The organism is Allobosea sp. NPDC003192 (genome assembly GCF_050275675.1).
GTDB lineage: Bacteria > Pseudomonadota > Alphaproteobacteria > Rhizobiales > Beijerinckiaceae > Allobosea.
Map to the genome: position 1 here is coordinate 388,100 of NZ_JBNNPK010000001.1, position 15,108 is coordinate 403,207.

A 15,108-nucleotide genomic window follows, 5' to 3' on the forward strand; every position below is an offset into this window, starting at 1 on the left:
GGAGAGAAACATGTCGATCTTCAAGCCTACCCGCCGCAGCCTGCTCATGACTGGAGCGGTCGGTCTCGCAATGCCGGCCGTACTTACTCGCGCGGCCTTCGCCGTCACGACGGACGAGCTCAAGAAGCGTGGCAAGGTGATCGTCGGCATCCAGGGCGACAATCCGCCCTTCGGCTTCGTGAATTCCAGCGGCAAGCAGGAAGGTCTCGACGCTGCGATGGGCGAGCTCCTCGCCAAGGAGCTCGGTGTCCAGGTCGAGTTCTCGCCGCTCGCCGTCGCAAACCGGATTCCGGCGCTGACCGCGGGGCGCGTCGATGTGCTGTTCGCGACCATGGCGATGCTGCCCGAGCGCGCCAAGGCCGTTCAGTACAGCAAGCCCTACGCGGCAAACTACATCACGCTGGTCGCGGCGAAGAGCACCGTCGTCAAGACCAATGCCGATATGGGCAAGCTGGTGATCGGCGTGCCCCGGTCCAGCACGCAGGATACGCAGATCACCAAGAATGCGCCCGAGGGCACGACGATCCGCCGCTATGACGACGATGCGGCGACCATGCAGGCGTTGCTGTCGGGGCAGGTGCAGGCTGTGGGCGGCAACATGTTCTATGTCCAGCGGCTCAACGCGCAGAAGCCCGACACCTTCGAGGACAAGCTCGAATTCCAGCGCCTTTACAACGGCGCCTGCACCCGTCTCGGCGAAAAGGAAATCAACGCGGCGCTCAACAGCTTCATCGACAAGATCAAGGCCAATGGCGAGCTCGCCAAGGCCTATGCCACCTGGATGAAGGTGCCGCTGCCTGAATTCCCGGCCAGCGTCGAAGGCGTGCCCTTCGTCGTGAGCTGAACGAACAACCGATCGGAACCGGGGCCATGAACCAGCCGAATGCCGAAGCGCCCTTGGGCGGGGCGGATGCCATGATCGCAATGACCCATGTCGAGAAATGGTATGGCGACTTCAAGGCCCTGACCGACATCAACCTCTCTGTCCGCAAGGGCGAACGCATCGTCCTGTGCGGACCGTCAGGGTCCGGCAAATCGACGCTGATCCGCTGCATCAACCATCTGGAAAGCTACCAGAAGGGTGAGATCCGGGTCGGCGGAACACGGCTCGGAGACGACGCGAAGACCATCGATGCCGTTCGCCGCGAGGTCGGCATGGTCTTCCAGCACTTCAACCTGTTCCCGCACATGACCGTGCTGGAGAACTGCATGCTGGCGCCGATGCGCTCGCTCGGCGCCAGCAAGGCGGAGGCTAAGACAACCGCTCGTCAGCTGCTCGGGCGCGTCAAGATCCTCGAACAGGCGGAGAAGTACCCGGCCCAGCTCTCCGGCGGCCAGCAACAACGCGTCGCGATCGCACGGGCACTTTGCATGAAGCCAAAAGTCATGCTGTTCGACGAGCCGACCTCGGCGCTCGACCCCGAGATGGTCAAGGAGGTGCTCGACACCATGATCGCTCTCGCCGACGAGGGCATGACCATGATCTGCGTCACCCATGAGATGGGCTTTGCCCGGCAGGTGGCGAACCGAGTCATCTTCATGGCCTCGGGCGCCATCGTCGAGGAAGCGCCGCCGGAGGAGTTCTTCCGGAATCCGCGTCACGAACGGACCCGGCAGTTCCTCGGCGAAATCCTCCACAAGCACTGACAACCCCAATAAACGGATCGCAGATGTCACGCCTCGTCTATGTCCTGAACGGACCCAACCTCAACCTGCTCGGCAAGCGCCAGCCGCACATCTATGGCCATGAGACGCTGGCCGATGTCGAGCGCGACTGCCGCAAGCTTGCCGAAGAGCTGAAGCTCGAGCTGCGCTTTCACCAGTCCAATCGCGAATACGAGATCATCGACTGGATTCACGAGGCCCGAGAGACCGCCGGCGGCATCGTCATCAACCCGGCCGCCTTCACCCATACCTCGGTCGCGATCCTCGACGCGTTGAACACGTTCGAGGCGCCCGTCATCGAGTGCCACATCTCGAATGTGCACAAGCGCGAGGCCTTCCGGCACCATTCCTATGTCTCGCTGCGCGCCGACGGCGTCATCGCCGGCTTCGGCACGCAGGGCTACCAGCTCGCTTTGCGGCGCGTCGCCAGGCTCATCGACGAGAAGGCCGCGTGAGGATCGATCCGATGACTCCCGTGAAGATCGCGGTGATGGGAGCCGGGCTGATCGGCAAGCGTCACGCCGAGCACGTCGCCGGCGAAGCCGGCACCACTCTCGGCGCCATCGTGGACCCTTCCGAGATCGGCAGGACATTGGCCGAGCGGCTGGGCGCGCGCTGGTATCGCAGCTTTGGCGATATGATCGCCGAGAATCGGCCGGAAGGCGTGATCATCGCGACACCCAACCAGCTCCACGTCGCGAACGGACTGGAGGCGATCGATGCCGGCATCCCAGCCATCGTCGAAAAGCCGATCGCCGACGATTTGGCCGAAGGCGCGCGGCTGGTGGAGGCTGCGGAGCGGGCTTCGGTTCCGCTCCTGGTCGGCCATCACCGTCGCTACAATCCCATGATCGCCAAGGCCAAGGAGATCATCGACAGCGGCAGGCTCGGCCGCGTCCTGTCCCTGCACGGACATTTCTGGCTGATGAAGCCGGATGACTACTTCGATGTCGAATGGCGGCGGGAGGAAGGCGCGGGTCCTGTGCTCCTCAACCTGATCCATGACGTCGATCTGTTCCGTTACCTGTGCGGTGAGGTCGTCTCCGTACAGGCGCAAAGCTCGAACGCCGTCCGGGGACATGCTGTCGAGGAGACGGCCGTCATCCTGCTCCGCTTCGCGAGCGGAGCCTTGGGCACGGTGAACGTGTCGGATTCGATCGTGGCGCCGTGGAGCTGGGAGCTCACGACCGGGGAGAACCCCGTCTATCCGCAGCAGGACCAAGGCTGCTACCAGATCGGCGGCACCCATGGAGCCTTGACGGTGCCACAGCTCGAGGTGTGGTCGAACCGCGACAAGCGCAGCTGGTGGGAGCCATTGCAGCGCGAGCGGGTGCCGTTCGCCCACGAGGATCCGCTCAAGGTCCAGATCCGACATTTCTGCGACGTCATTCGCAATGGCGCCGCACCGATCGCCTCCGGGCGCGAAGGCCTCGCGACGCTCGCCGTCATAGACGCCGTCAAGCGCTCCGCAAATTCAGGCGATACGATTTTTCTGTCCGATCCAGTTGCGAGCGCAGAATGATTACCGGCACCACGCGCTTGATTGGCCATCTCGGCTATCCGACCGAGAGCTTCAAGGCTCCGCTGATCTACAATCCCTATTTCGAGCGCGAGGGCATCGATGCGATCGTTGTCCCAATGGGCAGCCGCAGCGAGGACTATCCCAGTTTCCTCAAGCTGTTCTTCCGGCTCTCCAATGCGCATGGCGCGCTCGTCACCATGCCGCACAAGGTCGTGACGACCGGCCTCGTCGACGAACTGATGCCGACGGCTGCGATCGCCGGAGCCTGCAATGCCGTGCGCCGGGAGGCCGACGGCCGGCTGACCGGGGACATGTTCGACGGTGAGGGCTTCGTGCGCGGTGTGCTGCGCAAGGGCCGCAGGATCGATGGCGCGCGGGCACTGGTCGTCGGCGCTGGAGGCGTGGGCTCGGCCATCGCCGCCTCGCTCGCCAAGGCCGGCGTTGCCGAGCTCGGCCTGTTCGATATGAACGCCGGAGCGGCCGAAGCGCTTGGCGGACGGCTCGCGCGCTACTATTCCGCACTCGAGGTTTCGACGGGCTCGAACGATCCGACCGGTTTCGACATTGTCGTCAATGCGACGCCGCTGGGCATGAAGCCGGATGATCCCCTGCCGCTCGAGGTCGAGGGGCTCGCCCCCACCGCATTCGTCGGCGAGGTGGTCATGGCCCGAACCATAACGCCTTTCCTGGCGGAGGCTCAGCGGCGCGGCTGCGAAGTGCAGGTCGGCACCGACATGCTGTTCGAGCAGATTCCTGCCTATCTGGAGTTCTTCGGGCTGCCTTCGACCACCGCCGAGGATTTGCGCCGCATTGCGAGTTTCAATTGATGGCGATGTCGCTCGCCGTCGAGTTCCGGCGAGCAAGCGTTGAACGAAGCGGACGTCCAAACCTGAGAAAACCGGCTGAAGATATCGACGATGGTCAAAGTTCGCCGCTTCGGCCAGTAGTTGGCCGATCAGCGCCATGACCGGACATTGGCACACCGCCCGGAAGCGGACATCGGGAGAGCTCGACTGCATTTACCAGATCCGCCCCCATTTTTGCCGTCGGCTTAATGACGAACGGGCACGGCGGATGCCCGCCGTGCCTAGCGTTAGAGGTCCGTTTGCTCCGAAAGGAGAAGCGCATCGTCGACCTCGATGCCGAGATAGCGCACGGTGCTCTCCAGCTTGGTATGGCCCAGGAGCAGCAGACAGGCGCGCAGATTTCCGGTGCGCTTATAGATCAGCGCGACCTTTGTTCGGCGGAGACTGTGAGTTCCATAGAGCGCTGGATCCAACCCGATCAAAGCAACCCAGGCGTCAAGGAGGCGGCCGTACTGGCGCGTTGAAATGTGATCACCAGGCCGGCTGCGGCTGGGGAAGAGCCAGCCCTCTTCACGAGGGCCTCTCTTTCTGAGCCACGCGGTAAGCGCCTCGCGAGCGGAATCGGTGAGTTCAAACGGCACCGGCCGCCCGATCTTCTGTTGAACGACGGCGGTCCGGAGGCGAACGGTGCCGCCGAGCACGACATCGCCGACGCGAAGGCGCACGAGATCGCATCCGCGTAGCTTGCTGTCGATCGCAAGATTGAACATCGCAAGATCACGAGTTCGCCCCTCATGCTGAAGCCGGGTCCGTATCGCCCAGATATGCTTTGGCTTCAGAGGTGGTTTCGGCCCGATGATGCGCCCGAGGTTCCACGCTTGATGAGGCACTTGGTTCTGCGCTTGGATATCCATGGCAGATCCCCTCTTGGGATGCCGCATCCGAGGTTATTCTATCAAATATAGCGGGGCTTATCGCTCCCTCGCGCCACAACCAGACATTGGGAATGTGCCACAGAGCAGAAGTTGCCGGCCACTCACGAAAGCGGATGGTGAGCTCTGCCTGTGGAGCACAGCTGGTCCTTCGACACTGCAATGTCCTGGCCGCACGCCTACGGCCAGTCGCAGATCATGTTTCGCCTTGCGGCTCGATGTTAGTGCGGTAGCAGCGACGCCAACGCCCGTGCTCTAGACGTCTTGCTCAAGTCGATGCCCAGGCCATCCTCGCTACAGCGCGATCGAGAGCTTCGTCGACGAAGCTCGCCTCCAGCGCACCGGCCGGGCTGCATGAACATCGATCTCACCCACAGGGGCACGATGCTCAGCGTCCTGGCGCGCGATCCGGGCGACGGCACGCTCGGCATCGCGCTGGCGTCGAGCTCGATCGCGATCGGTTCGCGCTGCCCGCATCTGGAAACCGGGCGGGCGGCCATTGCGAGCCAGGGCTTCACCAATCTCAAGGTCGGGCCGCTGGCGCTCGACCTCGTCCGCTGCGGGCTGACGGCGGCCGAGGTGCTGGAGGCTTTGCGCCAGCACGATCGCTGGCTCGACTACCGGCAGATCGGCATCCTGACCGCCGACGGGCAGATCGGCGCGCATACGGGTAGCCAGGCGACCGGCTGGGCCGGGCACCGCATCGGCGAGAATCTGCTTTGCCTCGGCAACGGGCTCGCGCCCGGCGAGGCGGCGCTCGACGCCCTGGCCGAGGGCTTTGCCAATGGGCCGCCCGGAACGCCGATGGCCGATCGCATGCTGACCGGGCTGGAGAGCGCCGCCCGCCTGCTCGACGGCAGCTTCCCGATCAACTCCACCTCGCTCCTGGTGCGCTCGCCCGGCGCGGAGAGCCAGATCGACCTGCGCGTCGACCTGCCGAGCCGCCCGGTCGAGGACGGGGGCGACGCGCTGGCCGATCTGCGCCGCCTCTATGACGAATATCTGCCGCTGGTCGACATCTACGCCGCCCGCTCGGTGGCACCGCGCGCCTTCTGACCTCAGCCGGGAGACTGACAGCATGACCTTCACCATCGTTGCCCGTTGCCCGCAGACCCAACTGCTCGGGGTCTGCCTCGCCACCAGCCCGCTCGGCGTCGCCTCGCGCTGCCCGCATGTGCGCGGCGGCGTCGCGGCGATCTCCTCGCAATGCCATTCGGACTGGCGTCACGGGCTCGTAGGCCTCGAGCTCGCCGCCAAGAGCTGGTCTCCCGAGGAGATCCTCGGCGCGCTGAAGCAGAAGGATCCCTTCTTCGACTATCGCCAGATCGGTATCGTCACGGCCGATGGCCGGGCCGCCGCGCACAGCCCATCGAAGGGAAAGGTCTATACCGGCCATCTCGTCGGGGAAGGTTTCGTCGCGATGGGCAACGGCCTTGCCGGATCCCAGGTGGTCGACGCGATCCACGATACCTTCATCGCGAACGCGACGGTACCGTTCTTCGAGCGGCTGGTGCGGGCGATCGAAGCCGGCGCGGCCGCAGGCGGCGAGTTGATCGGGCACAAATCCGCCGGCCTGATTGTCTGCGCGCCCGAGGTCGAGCGGCCGCTGATCGACCTGCGGATCGACATGGCCAACCCGCTACCCGAGGAGGGCCGCGATGCGGTGCGCGACCTGCGCCGCGTCTTCGACGCCTACCAGCCGCTCGTGCCGTACTACGCCGACTACTGGCTCGATCATCCCGATGTCTCCCACGCGCAGTATCTCGACATGACGGCTTCCCGCGGCGCGGAGGCCGCGGCAGGATCGCCGTGACATCCGGAATCGCTGCCGGCGACGGCAGCTGATGGCCGGGCCGGCCGCACGGGAGGACATCGTGAAGAAGCTGATCAACGATCCCTGCAAGGTCGTCAGGGAGATGCTCGAAGGGCTCGTCGCGCTGCATCCGGGGCTTGCCTTGCTGGCGAACCACGACGTCGTGCTGCGCAGCGACCTGCCCGAGCCCGCCAGCCGCCAGGTCGCGGTGATCTCCGGCGGCGGCGCCGGTCATGAGCCGGCCCATGCCGGCTATGTCGGGGCAGGCATGCTGCACGCCGCCGTCTCGGGCGACGTCTTCACCTCGCCGTCGGTCGATGCGGTGCTGGCCGCCATCCGCGCCGCCGCGGGGCCGGCGGGCGCGCTCCTCATCGTCAAGAACTATACGGGCGACCGGCTCAATTTCGGTCTGGCGGCGGAGATCGCGCGGGCCAGCGGCATCCCGACCGAGATCGCCGTCGTCGCGGACGATGTCGCGCTGCGCGACACCGTGCCGAGGGAACGGCGGCGCGGCATCGCCGGCACAGTGCTGGTCCACAAGATCGCCGGGGCGCTCGCGGAGCAAGGACAGTCGTTGGCGGCAGTCGCAGCGGCGGCGCGGGCCGCTGCCGCCGCCACGGGCACCATGGGCGTGGCGCTCGGGGCCTGCACCATCCCGGCGGTCGGCGTCCCCGGCTTCACGCTCGGCGAGGACGAGATCGAGTTCGGCCTCGGCATCCATGGCGAGGCCGGTGTCTCCAGGCAGCAGATCGCCTCAGCCGACGCGATCACCGACCGGATGCTGGAGATCATCCTGCGCGAAGGTGGCCATGGCGCCGGAACGCGCATCGCGCTGCTCGTCAACAATCTCGGCGGGACGACGCAGATGGAGCTCGCCGTCATCGCAGGGCGCGCCCTCGCCCGCCTGCGCGAACAGGGGCTGGTCGTCGAGCGCGCCTGGGCCGGCACCTTGCTGAGCGCGCTCGAAATGCCGGGCTTCTCGCTGTCGGTGACGGCGGTCGATGACGACAGGCTCGCCCTCCTCGACCGGGCGGCGGCGGCTCCGGCCTGGCCCGGCGCCGGCATCGTTCCGCACGCGCCGAGCCTTGTGGGCGCCGGGGAGGTCGAAGCTGCGGACGAGACGATGACCTCGGCCGACAGGCTGGGCGCCGCGGTGCGAAACGCCGCCCTCGCCTGCGCGACGGCGCTGGAAGCGGCAGAGCCCCATCTGACGGAGCTCGACAGCAGGGCCGGCGACGGCGATCTCGGCGTCAGCATGAGCCGTGCCGCAGCCGCCATCCGGGCCGGTTGCGCAGCGGACCGATCGGACAGCGCCGCTGCGGTCCTCGCTCTTCTCGCCGGGCAATTGCGGCGCGCCATCGGCGGCAGCTCGGGGCCGTTCTACGCGGTCGGCCTGCTGCGCGCCGCCCGCCGCCTCGCCCAGGGGCCGAGCGGCGGGCTCGCAGACTGGGCCGATGCGTTCGCAGCAGGTGCCGACGCCGTCTCCGAGCTGGGAGGCGCCCATGCCGGCGACCGGACGATGCTCGACGCCCTGCTGCCCGCGGCACGAGCCCTGGCGGAAGCGGCGCAATACGGCCTGCCTCCGGCCCAGGCCTGGAGCCTGGCGGCGGACGCCGCAAAGGCCGGCGCGGAAGCCACCGCCACGATGAAGCCGCGGCTCGGCCGGGCGAGCTATCTCGGCGAGCGTGTCATCGGTACGCCGGACGGTGGCGCCGTCGCGGTGTCGATTTGGCTGGGAACGCTCGCGCATCGCTAGCCTGATGGACGCGGACGGGCTCTCCCCTTGGCGGGCAGGATGCTGTGATTCAAGTCTGCTGGGCAGGCTTGCCGACGCTAATTTCCCTCTCACGTCAGCCGTAGAAGCCCAATAGCAGCCTCAAGGTAGCAGAGCGCCACAAGCCGACTCTAGCACATTGCCCGAAAGCGGACCCAACCGAGCTTGGGTCTTTCGCATGACGGAGTGTGGCGTCTCGCCGCCGAACGTCTGCCTCACATCGTCGCCTTTGTGGCTAACTCTTTCTGAAATCCAGCGGCGAGATGATCGATCAGGCCGCGGACCGCTGGAGGCAGCCCGCGCCGGGTCGTGAAGACCAAATGCACGATGCCTTTGAGCCCGTGCCACGCTGGCAGCACGCGGACGAGGCGCCCGTCTGAAAGCGCGTCACGGCAGACATGATCAGGCAGGATCGCGACGCCCAGTCCGTCGATAGCGGCCTGGCGAACGGCCATCATGTCGGCGCAGCCCATCCGTGGCACGACGCGCACGGAACGGCTGCGGCCATCCTCTGCCTCCAGCTGCCATTCGAGACCTTCGGCGTCATCGCTAGTCGAGAGGGTCGGAAGCCCTGCCAGTTGCTCGACATCTGCGACCTCGCTCGCAAGCCGGGGCGCGGCCAGGAGAATGCGCGTGGACAGCCCGAGCGTGCGCATCGTCAAGGCGGCATCGCTTGTCAGCGCCGCACGGACCCATAGCGCCAGATCGATCCGCTCCGCGATCAGATCGACCGGCCGGTCGGTCGCGACGAGTTGCAGGCGCACCTTGGGATATTTAGCCAGGAACGAAGCCGAAGCGAATATTGCTCTGCGATTGCCGCCAACGGTTATCGCAAAGTTAGAGGCTCTCCTAGCCCGCGCCAGCCAAGAGCAAGCGAAACGGCTACCGAAGCAATGATATCGAATAGGCCCCTTTACTCTGCGGCCATCCTGCTTTGTGGGGAGTCTGTCCCGAGTGAGCTCTGTCTGCGCAAATGGGCGATCTGAGCGGTCAGTCCGACGATTAGCATGACGAAAAGGCCGGCCAGGGCTGCCAGGAGGACCGGAGACTTCGGATCGGTGACCAGGGGATGGCCATCCGGGACGCGACGAAGCGTTTCGCTGACGCTCGGCACCATCAACAGAAATGCCGTCAGAGTGAGGCAAATCGTTTCGAAGTAGGTGCCGCCACGGCCGAAACGCGCGATGGGCCCGACGCCGTAGCCGGCGACCAGCAGCAGGATCGTCGCCGCGCCGATGCCGTAACTGATTGGCTCACGTGCAACGAGAAACACCGTTATCGCGCCGATCAGCATTGAAACAAAATAAAGGGCGCCAGGCACAGATCGCGGCACGATCCTGCCGTGTCGGGCAAACATGTAGATGGCGAGCGGAATGGCTGGCAGGCTGCCGAGCGTATGCACCCAGCCCAGTGGCGAAATTCCAAACATGAAGTTGTCCTGTTTTTCCGATCTGGTGCGATTGATGATCCCGATCGACCGGCATCGCGGCTGTGGAGGAGCGGCGGTTCTCGGCTCAAATGGAGCCTTCATCGTTGGCGACAGGCGCCTCTGGGTATGTCGTGGACGGTTCTCAAACCTGCCGCTGCGCCTCGTCATGCGAAGGAGGCGCCTGCCGGACGAGCGTGATGCTCAGGGCTACGCCTCCGACGAGACAGAAGGCGATGCAAAGGACGGCGACGATAAGCGCCTGCGTGATGGCGGCGGGATCGGTCCGGGTGCCCAGCACCCCATAGAAGATCCCACCGATCACGGCGACGCTGAGCGCGGTGCTGACCTGGAGAGTCGAACTGGCGATGCCGGCGATCATCCCGGACAAGGCCGGCGCGACCCGGCCTGTCACCATCCGCATCAGGGTCGGCAGTGCCAGCCCCTGCCCGAAGCCGATGACGAACAGGAGGGCGGCAAGCGGTATCGGTGCGGGATGCACGCCGGTGAATGTCGCCGCGATGAGGCCGGCGAGGCCCAGAAACCCGACAACCTCGAGTCCCATGCCGATTGGATTGACATAGGCACCGCAGAACCGCCGGAGAAAGGGTGTAGACAGCGGCCCGAGCAGGAACCCGGCACCGAACGGCAGGAAGACGAGGCCCGCCTGCAGCGCGGTCATATGCAGAGCGTCCTGCAGATAGACGGAGAGCAGCTGGAAAAAGCTGCCGATCGAATAGAACAACAGCGCGATCAAGAGCGCACGGCCCAGTCCCGGTGCCCGCAAGACGACCGGGTCGAGCAAGGGCGCACCGCCTGCTCGTGACAACCTGGTCTCGTAACGCCAGGAGAGCCGCGCCAGCAGCGGTACCCCGACGAGCGACAGCCAGGACCAGAGGGGCCACCCAGCTTCGCGCCCCTCGATCAGCGGAACAAGCAGCGCACCGAGCGTCAGCATCGAGAGCGCCATGCCGCCGAGATCCAGCCGGCGTGCGTCGCGGGCGCGCGTCTCCTTCAGCAGAGGAATGCCGAACAGCAGCACGAGCATCGCCACCGGCAGGTTGACCAGGAAGATCGCCCTCCACCCCAGTCCCATGATATCCAGCGAGATCAGGACGCCGCCCAAGGCCTGCCCGACCACCGCGGCCAAACCGAAGATCGCACCATAGATGCCAAGCGCGAGCGGCTTCTCCTTCTCCGGGAAAATCGCCTGCACCGAAGCGAGCGCCTGGGGCGCGATCAAGGCAGCCGTTACGCCCTGCAATGCGCGCCCGGTGACCAGCGCCCAGGGCGACCAGGCAAAGCCGCAAAGCGTGGAGGCGGCGGCAAAGCCAATCAGGCCGAGAAAGAACACACGGCCGCGACCGAACAGATCGCCGAGCCGCCCGCCGGTCGTCAGCGTCACGGCATAGAGCGCGGCATAGGACGAAATGACGAGCTGCTCGGCGGAGGAGGAGGCACCCAATTCCCCCCGGATCGAGGGAAGCGCCACATTGACGATGAAGAAGTCGAGCGGCGGCAGGAACGTCCCGACCAGCAGGATCACGAACATGGTCCAGCGCCGCGGTTCGAGCAGGGCGTCACCGTCCCGAGCCGCAGCGGCCGTTAGGGCCGCTGCTTCACACGTCGTCGCGCTCATGAACGCATGTCCTGAACTTCGCTGCCGCCGATCGATTCAGTCCGCCCTCGTTGGATATCGAAGTCGGTCGCGATGGAGATGTCGCGCCAGGCGGTGATGTCGGCGCGGAAGGCCGCCAGCTTTTGCTCCGCTATCGCGTGGGCGCGCGGCCCGATCGGGAGGTGCAGCGGCGGATGCTCGGCATCGACGGCCTGCAGCATCACGGCGACGGCTTTGGCCGGGTCGCCTGCCTGCCTGCCGTTATTGGTGTGACGGTAATGACGTCTCGCAGGCACCGTCTCGGCATAGGCGGCGATCTCCCGCGCCGCGGTGATCATCGAGCGACCGAGAAATTCGGTGCGGAAAGGGCCGGGCTCGACGATGATCACGTGTACGCCGAGCGGGCGAAGTTCCTGTGCGAGCGCTTCGGACAGGCCTTCGACGGCAAACTTGCTCGCATTGTAGAAGCCGAAACCCGCGGAGCCGGCGATCCCGGCACCGGAGGAGAGATTGACGATGCGGGCCCCGGCACGTTTGCGCAGCGCCGGCAGTGCGGCGCGGGTCATCTCGATCAGGCCGAAAAGATTGACCTCGAACATCGGCCGATATTCGTCAGGCTCTCCCTCTTCGATCGCGCCGATGAGACCGAAGCCGGCATTGTTGACGAGGACGTCGAGACCGCCAAACGCGCTTTCGGCCAACACCACGGCCCTTGCAGCGTCACCGTCGCGGGTGACGTCCAGCGAAATGCTACGCACAGTCTCGGGATAGCGTTCGCCCAGCGATTTCAGGCTATCCGTCGAACGGGCCGTCGCGACGAGGCGATCACCTCGCGCGGCTACGGCCTCGGCAAGCTGCCAGCCCAGGCCCGACGAGCATCCTGTGATCAGCCAGGTTTTCATCATGTTCTCCTTCAGCGCTCAGACCAAGCGCCACACAAACCTGCCGCGACAAGCGGCCGGCGCGCTTTTCGTCTTCAGTGGATGCGGAGAAGATAGGCGGTTGGATTTGTTCGATAACTGACAATACCGTTCGATCTCGGTTCAGTTTTGTGGGTGTGGCGATGGAGTGGAGCGACGTCAGGATCTTTCTGGCCATAGCCCGTACCGGCACGCTCGGTGCTGCCGCCCGCGTGCTCCATCTGAGCCATCCCACGGTCGGACGCCGCCTTCGGGCACTCGAACAGGCAACCGGCCACACGCTGTTTCAAAGAACGGCCGAGGGTTTCATTCCGACGGAAGAAGGCAATGCCGTCATCGCTTTGGCCGAGCAGATGGAGGAAGGCGCGCTGGCCATCGAGCGGCGGCTCGCCGGACAGGAGCAAGCCCTTCAGGGCACCTTGCGCATATCGTCTGCCGACTGGTTCGGCGCCTATGTCCTGCCGCCGATCATCGACGACTATGCGAAGGCCTATCCGGACGTTGATCTGGAAATCCTCACGGGTACCCGCCTGTTCAGCCTCGCGCAGCGGGAGGCCGACATCGCTTTCCGGATCGTCCCGTTCGACAACCCCGATGTCGTGCAGCGGCGACTGGTCAGTCTGCCCTACGGCGTCTACGTCGCTGCAGGCTCGCCCGAGCCTGTGTATGGTGATGGAGCCGGCTTCCGGCTGATCACCCACGACACGTCGACCGGCCAGTTCCCGGATATTGCCTGGCTCATCGAGAGCTTTCCGAACGCGAAGCCTCTCCTCCGATCGAATAATCGGAACGTGCAGGGGCGGATGAGCCGCCAAGGCATTGGCATCGCCGTCCTGCCCCAAGTGGTCGGAAGTCAGATCGTGGGTCTTCGCAAGCTCGATCTGCCGGCAGAGCCACCCTCACGGGAGATCTGGATGGGTTATCACCGGGACATCCGGCGCCTTCAGCGGCTGCGGGCCTTCATAACCGTCGTGACCGATCATATTGCGAAGGCACCACTCCAACTGTGAACGCTGCAGTCGACAACTTCAGCCAGAAGGTCCGGGCGGTTCCCTTCGTGTTGCGCCACAAACCGACCTTGGCAGTTCATAGGAAGCGGACGAGCAGACGGGAACCTGCTGAGCACGTGGGCAATTCGTTGCTGCAGGGTCAGCCATCTTTCTCGGTCGAATGGTCGTGATGTGGTAGATTGGTTGGTCAATCGTGGTAGCGCCTCCCGACGCTATAGCATCCTGGACAATTCTGCGCTGATCAGCTGGGCCGTTTCACGCACCAGCCTTCCGCAGAGTTCGTGGCGCCGCTCGTCGTGCCGGTACACCGGCATGCTGATGCTGACCGCTCCGATCGGCTCCCGCGAACGATTGAAGATCGGGCTGCCGAAACAGCGGATGTCCGGCTCGTTTTCCTCGTCGTCGAAAGCGAAGCCCTGCTCACGCGTCCGCTTCAGTTCATCTAACAGCGCTGCGGGTGTTGTGAACGTCTTGGCCGTGTAGCGCTTCAGATCCAAGCCCTTTATAACGTCCAAGAGTCGTTGGTCCGGCAGACCTGACAGCCACGCCTTCCCTACGGACGTGGAGTGAAGTTCGACCTGGCCGCCAATGCTGGTTTTCATCTGTACCCTGTTGGAGCCTACCAGCTTGTCTATGTAGACCATCCGGTTGTTGCTCGGCACTGCAAGATGAACGGTCTCGTCCGTTGCGTCGCGAAGCGACACCAGAAAATCCCTTGCGATCGTCCGCAGGTCGGAATCCTCCCAGGTCTTTGCGGCCAACTGGAGAAGGCGTGGCCCCAGCCGAAACGTTCCATTCTCTCCTGCCTGCGTGACAAGCCCCTCCGCCATGAGCGCCGAAACGAGGCGGTAGATCGTACCCCGGGGAAACGGTGCGCGCTTTGTCAGCTGGGCGATGTTTAGCGTTCCGGGAGTGTCGGCGATAATCTGCAGCACCGTCATGAACTTCGAGAACGAAGCCGCTCCTTGTACGTGATGAAGCGCTCCACCATCGCCCTCATCCTGCTCATTCTTGGTCACGGGCATACCTCGCAAGCTTGACAACGAAACACCCCGGCTCTACAAAATTTGGGCAGATTGTCCACATTGTAGTCAATTCTCTTCGCCGGTTCTAGCCGCGTGATCGAGGGGGATCAACGGCAAACTCTCGAACGCCGAATGTGAACGAATCGAATCCCCACGCCTTCCGCAAGAGAAGGCTCGGGAGGTCATGCTGGGAGGAAGCAGATGTCCAAAAAAGGCTACTGGGTTGCTTTGGTCGATATCGCAGACCATGAGGGATACAAAGACTACATCGCGTTGAACAAGGCGGCTTTCGATAAATACGGGGCCGCCTTTGTCGTTCGCGCTGGACAAAGCCAGGTTATGGAAGGCCCCGCCGCGAACCGACTGGCCGTCATCGAGTTCAAGGATTACGAGACCGCGCTCGCCTGCTACAACTCTCCTGAGTATCAGCTTGCTATCAAGGCTCGCGAGAAGCACGCCAAAGTGCATCTGGCCGTGGTGGAAGGTGTCTGACACCGGACGAATTGCCTGAGGCCTCCCGTCATTCCGACGGGAGGAATCGTCGCCTTTATCTTGCGTGCAGTTCGATCGGATACGTAGACAGGGCCACCAGCCCAG

General features: G+C 64.7%; 16 protein-coding genes. 10 read left to right on the plus strand and 6 right to left on the minus strand.

The annotated features are described in order from the left end of the window. Positions 1-16 precede the first annotated feature (16 nt). The 5 genes from ACQKLX_RS01790 (at position 17) to ACQKLX_RS01810 (ending at position 4,014) form a co-directional block, all read left to right on the plus strand. Positions 17-844, plus strand: coding sequence for a transporter substrate-binding domain-containing protein (locus ACQKLX_RS01790; RefSeq protein ID WP_427359265.1), 828 nt, complete (start codon positions 17-19; stop codon positions 842-844). A gap of 71 nt (positions 845-915) precedes the next feature. Then, the gene (locus tag ACQKLX_RS01795) at positions 916-1,647 is read left to right on the plus strand and encodes an amino acid ABC transporter ATP-binding protein (protein ID WP_427359267.1); all 732 of its coding nucleotides are present in this window, start codon (positions 916-918) and stop codon (positions 1,645-1,647) included. A 23-nt stretch (positions 1,648-1,670) separates the two neighbouring features. Beyond that, positions 1,671-2,120 carry a type II 3-dehydroquinate dehydratase gene (gene aroQ / locus ACQKLX_RS01800; protein WP_091837231.1) on the plus strand — a complete coding sequence of 150 codons (450 nt, stop codon included), beginning with the start codon at positions 1,671-1,673 and terminating at the stop codon, positions 2,118-2,120. A gap of 11 nt (positions 2,121-2,131) precedes the next feature. After that, positions 2,132-3,187: a Gfo/Idh/MocA family protein gene (locus ACQKLX_RS01805; RefSeq protein WP_427358948.1), complete on the plus strand. Its 1,056-nt coding sequence runs from the start codon at positions 2,132-2,134 to the stop codon at positions 3,185-3,187. Next, complete coding sequence (locus ACQKLX_RS01810; protein WP_427358950.1) at positions 3,184-4,014, plus strand: shikimate dehydrogenase family protein; 831 nt, start codon at positions 3,184-3,186, stop codon at positions 4,012-4,014. Before ACQKLX_RS01805 ends, ACQKLX_RS01810 begins: the two co-directional genes overlap by 4 nt. A gap of 266 nt (positions 4,015-4,280) precedes the next feature. Here the strand turns inward: ACQKLX_RS01810 and ACQKLX_RS01815 are convergent, their stop codons facing one another. After that, a complete protein-coding gene (locus tag ACQKLX_RS01815; protein WP_427358952.1) occupies positions 4,281-4,907 on the minus strand; it encodes a tyrosine-type recombinase/integrase in 627 nt (208 codons plus the stop codon). A 372-nt stretch (positions 4,908-5,279) separates the two neighbouring features. Here ACQKLX_RS01815 and ACQKLX_RS01820 point away from each other — a divergent pair, with 372 nt between their 5' ends. From ACQKLX_RS01820 to ACQKLX_RS01830, 3 genes are all read left to right on the plus strand, one after another. Then, positions 5,280-5,981: a DUF1028 domain-containing protein gene (locus tag ACQKLX_RS01820; protein WP_427358953.1), complete on the plus strand. Its 702-nt coding sequence runs from the start codon at positions 5,280-5,282 to the stop codon at positions 5,979-5,981. 22 nt (positions 5,982-6,003) lie between these two features. Beyond that, a complete protein-coding gene (locus tag ACQKLX_RS01825) occupies positions 6,004-6,738 on the plus strand; it encodes a DUF1028 domain-containing protein (protein ID WP_427358955.1) in 735 nt (244 codons plus the stop codon). A gap of 61 nt (positions 6,739-6,799) precedes the next feature. After that, a complete protein-coding gene (locus tag ACQKLX_RS01830) occupies positions 6,800-8,494 on the plus strand; it encodes a dihydroxyacetone kinase family protein (protein WP_427358957.1) in 1,695 nt (564 codons plus the stop codon). 233 nt (positions 8,495-8,727) lie between these two features. Here the strand turns inward: ACQKLX_RS01830 and ACQKLX_RS01835 are convergent, their stop codons facing one another. The 4 genes from ACQKLX_RS01835 to ACQKLX_RS01850 form a co-directional block, all read right to left on the minus strand. Then, entirely contained in the window at positions 8,728-9,417 is a 690-nt protein-coding gene (locus ACQKLX_RS01835; protein ID WP_427359269.1) for a LysR substrate-binding domain-containing protein, read from the minus strand. A gap of 8 nt (positions 9,418-9,425) precedes the next feature. Continuing rightward, entirely contained in the window at positions 9,426-9,941 is a 516-nt protein-coding gene (locus ACQKLX_RS01840; RefSeq protein ID WP_427359271.1) for a hypothetical protein, read from the minus strand. A 142-nt stretch (positions 9,942-10,083) separates the two neighbouring features. Beyond that, positions 10,084-11,577 carry an MFS transporter gene (locus ACQKLX_RS01845; RefSeq protein WP_427358959.1) on the minus strand — a complete coding sequence of 498 codons (1,494 nt, stop codon included), beginning with the start codon at positions 11,575-11,577 and terminating at the stop codon, positions 10,084-10,086. Next, positions 11,574-12,458: an oxidoreductase gene (locus tag ACQKLX_RS01850; RefSeq protein ID WP_427358960.1), complete on the minus strand. Its 885-nt coding sequence runs from the start codon at positions 12,456-12,458 to the stop codon at positions 11,574-11,576. Before ACQKLX_RS01850 ends, ACQKLX_RS01845 begins: the two co-directional genes overlap by 4 nt. Before the next feature lie 161 nt (positions 12,459-12,619). Between ACQKLX_RS01850 and ACQKLX_RS01855 the strand changes: the two genes are divergently transcribed. Beyond that, positions 12,620-13,486 (plus strand): LysR family transcriptional regulator, encoded by an 867-nt coding sequence (locus tag ACQKLX_RS01855; protein ID WP_427358961.1) that lies wholly within the window; start codon positions 12,620-12,622, stop codon positions 13,484-13,486. Between the two features lie 212 nt (positions 13,487-13,698). Here the strand turns inward: ACQKLX_RS01855 and ACQKLX_RS01860 are convergent, their stop codons facing one another. Next, positions 13,699-14,505, minus strand: coding sequence for an IclR family transcriptional regulator (locus ACQKLX_RS01860; protein WP_427358962.1), 807 nt, complete (start codon positions 14,503-14,505; stop codon positions 13,699-13,701). Between the two features lie 207 nt (positions 14,506-14,712). Here ACQKLX_RS01860 and ACQKLX_RS01865 point away from each other — a divergent pair, with 207 nt between their 5' ends. Further along, on the plus strand, positions 14,713-15,003 hold the full coding sequence (locus ACQKLX_RS01865) for a DUF1330 domain-containing protein (protein WP_427358963.1): 291 nt from the start codon (positions 14,713-14,715) through the stop codon (positions 15,001-15,003). Positions 15,004-15,108: the final 105 nt, after the last annotated feature.

Coding starts and splice junctions, on each gene's coding strand:
- ACQKLX_RS01795 (WP_427359267.1), top strand. CDS start 916: ATGATCGCAATGACCCATGTCGAGAAATGGTATGGCGACTTCAAGGCC.
- aroQ (WP_091837231.1), top strand. CDS start 1,671: ATGTCACGCCTCGTCTATGTCCTGAACGGACCCAACCTCAACCTGCTC.
- ACQKLX_RS01805 (WP_427358948.1), top strand. CDS start 2,132: ATGACTCCCGTGAAGATCGCGGTGATGGGAGCCGGGCTGATCGGCAAG.
- ACQKLX_RS01810 (WP_427358950.1), top strand. CDS start 3,184: ATGATTACCGGCACCACGCGCTTGATTGGCCATCTCGGCTATCCGACC.
- ACQKLX_RS01815 (WP_427358952.1), bottom strand. CDS start 4,907: ATGGATATCCAAGCGCAGAACCAAGTGCCTCATCAAGCGTGGAACCTC.
- ACQKLX_RS01820 (WP_427358953.1), top strand. CDS start 5,280: ATGAACATCGATCTCACCCACAGGGGCACGATGCTCAGCGTCCTGGCG.
- ACQKLX_RS01825 (WP_427358955.1), top strand. CDS start 6,004: ATGACCTTCACCATCGTTGCCCGTTGCCCGCAGACCCAACTGCTCGGG.
- ACQKLX_RS01840 (WP_427359271.1), bottom strand. CDS start 9,941: ATGTTTGGAATTTCGCCACTGGGCTGGGTGCATACGCTCGGCAGCCTG.
- ACQKLX_RS01845 (WP_427358959.1), bottom strand. CDS start 11,577: ATGAGCGCGACGACGTGTGAAGCAGCGGCCCTAACGGCCGCTGCGGCT.
- ACQKLX_RS01850 (WP_427358960.1), bottom strand. CDS start 12,458: ATGAAAACCTGGCTGATCACAGGATGCTCGTCGGGCCTGGGCTGGCAG.
- ACQKLX_RS01855 (WP_427358961.1), top strand. CDS start 12,620: ATGGAGTGGAGCGACGTCAGGATCTTTCTGGCCATAGCCCGTACCGGC.
- ACQKLX_RS01865 (WP_427358963.1), top strand. CDS start 14,713: ATGTCCAAAAAAGGCTACTGGGTTGCTTTGGTCGATATCGCAGACCAT.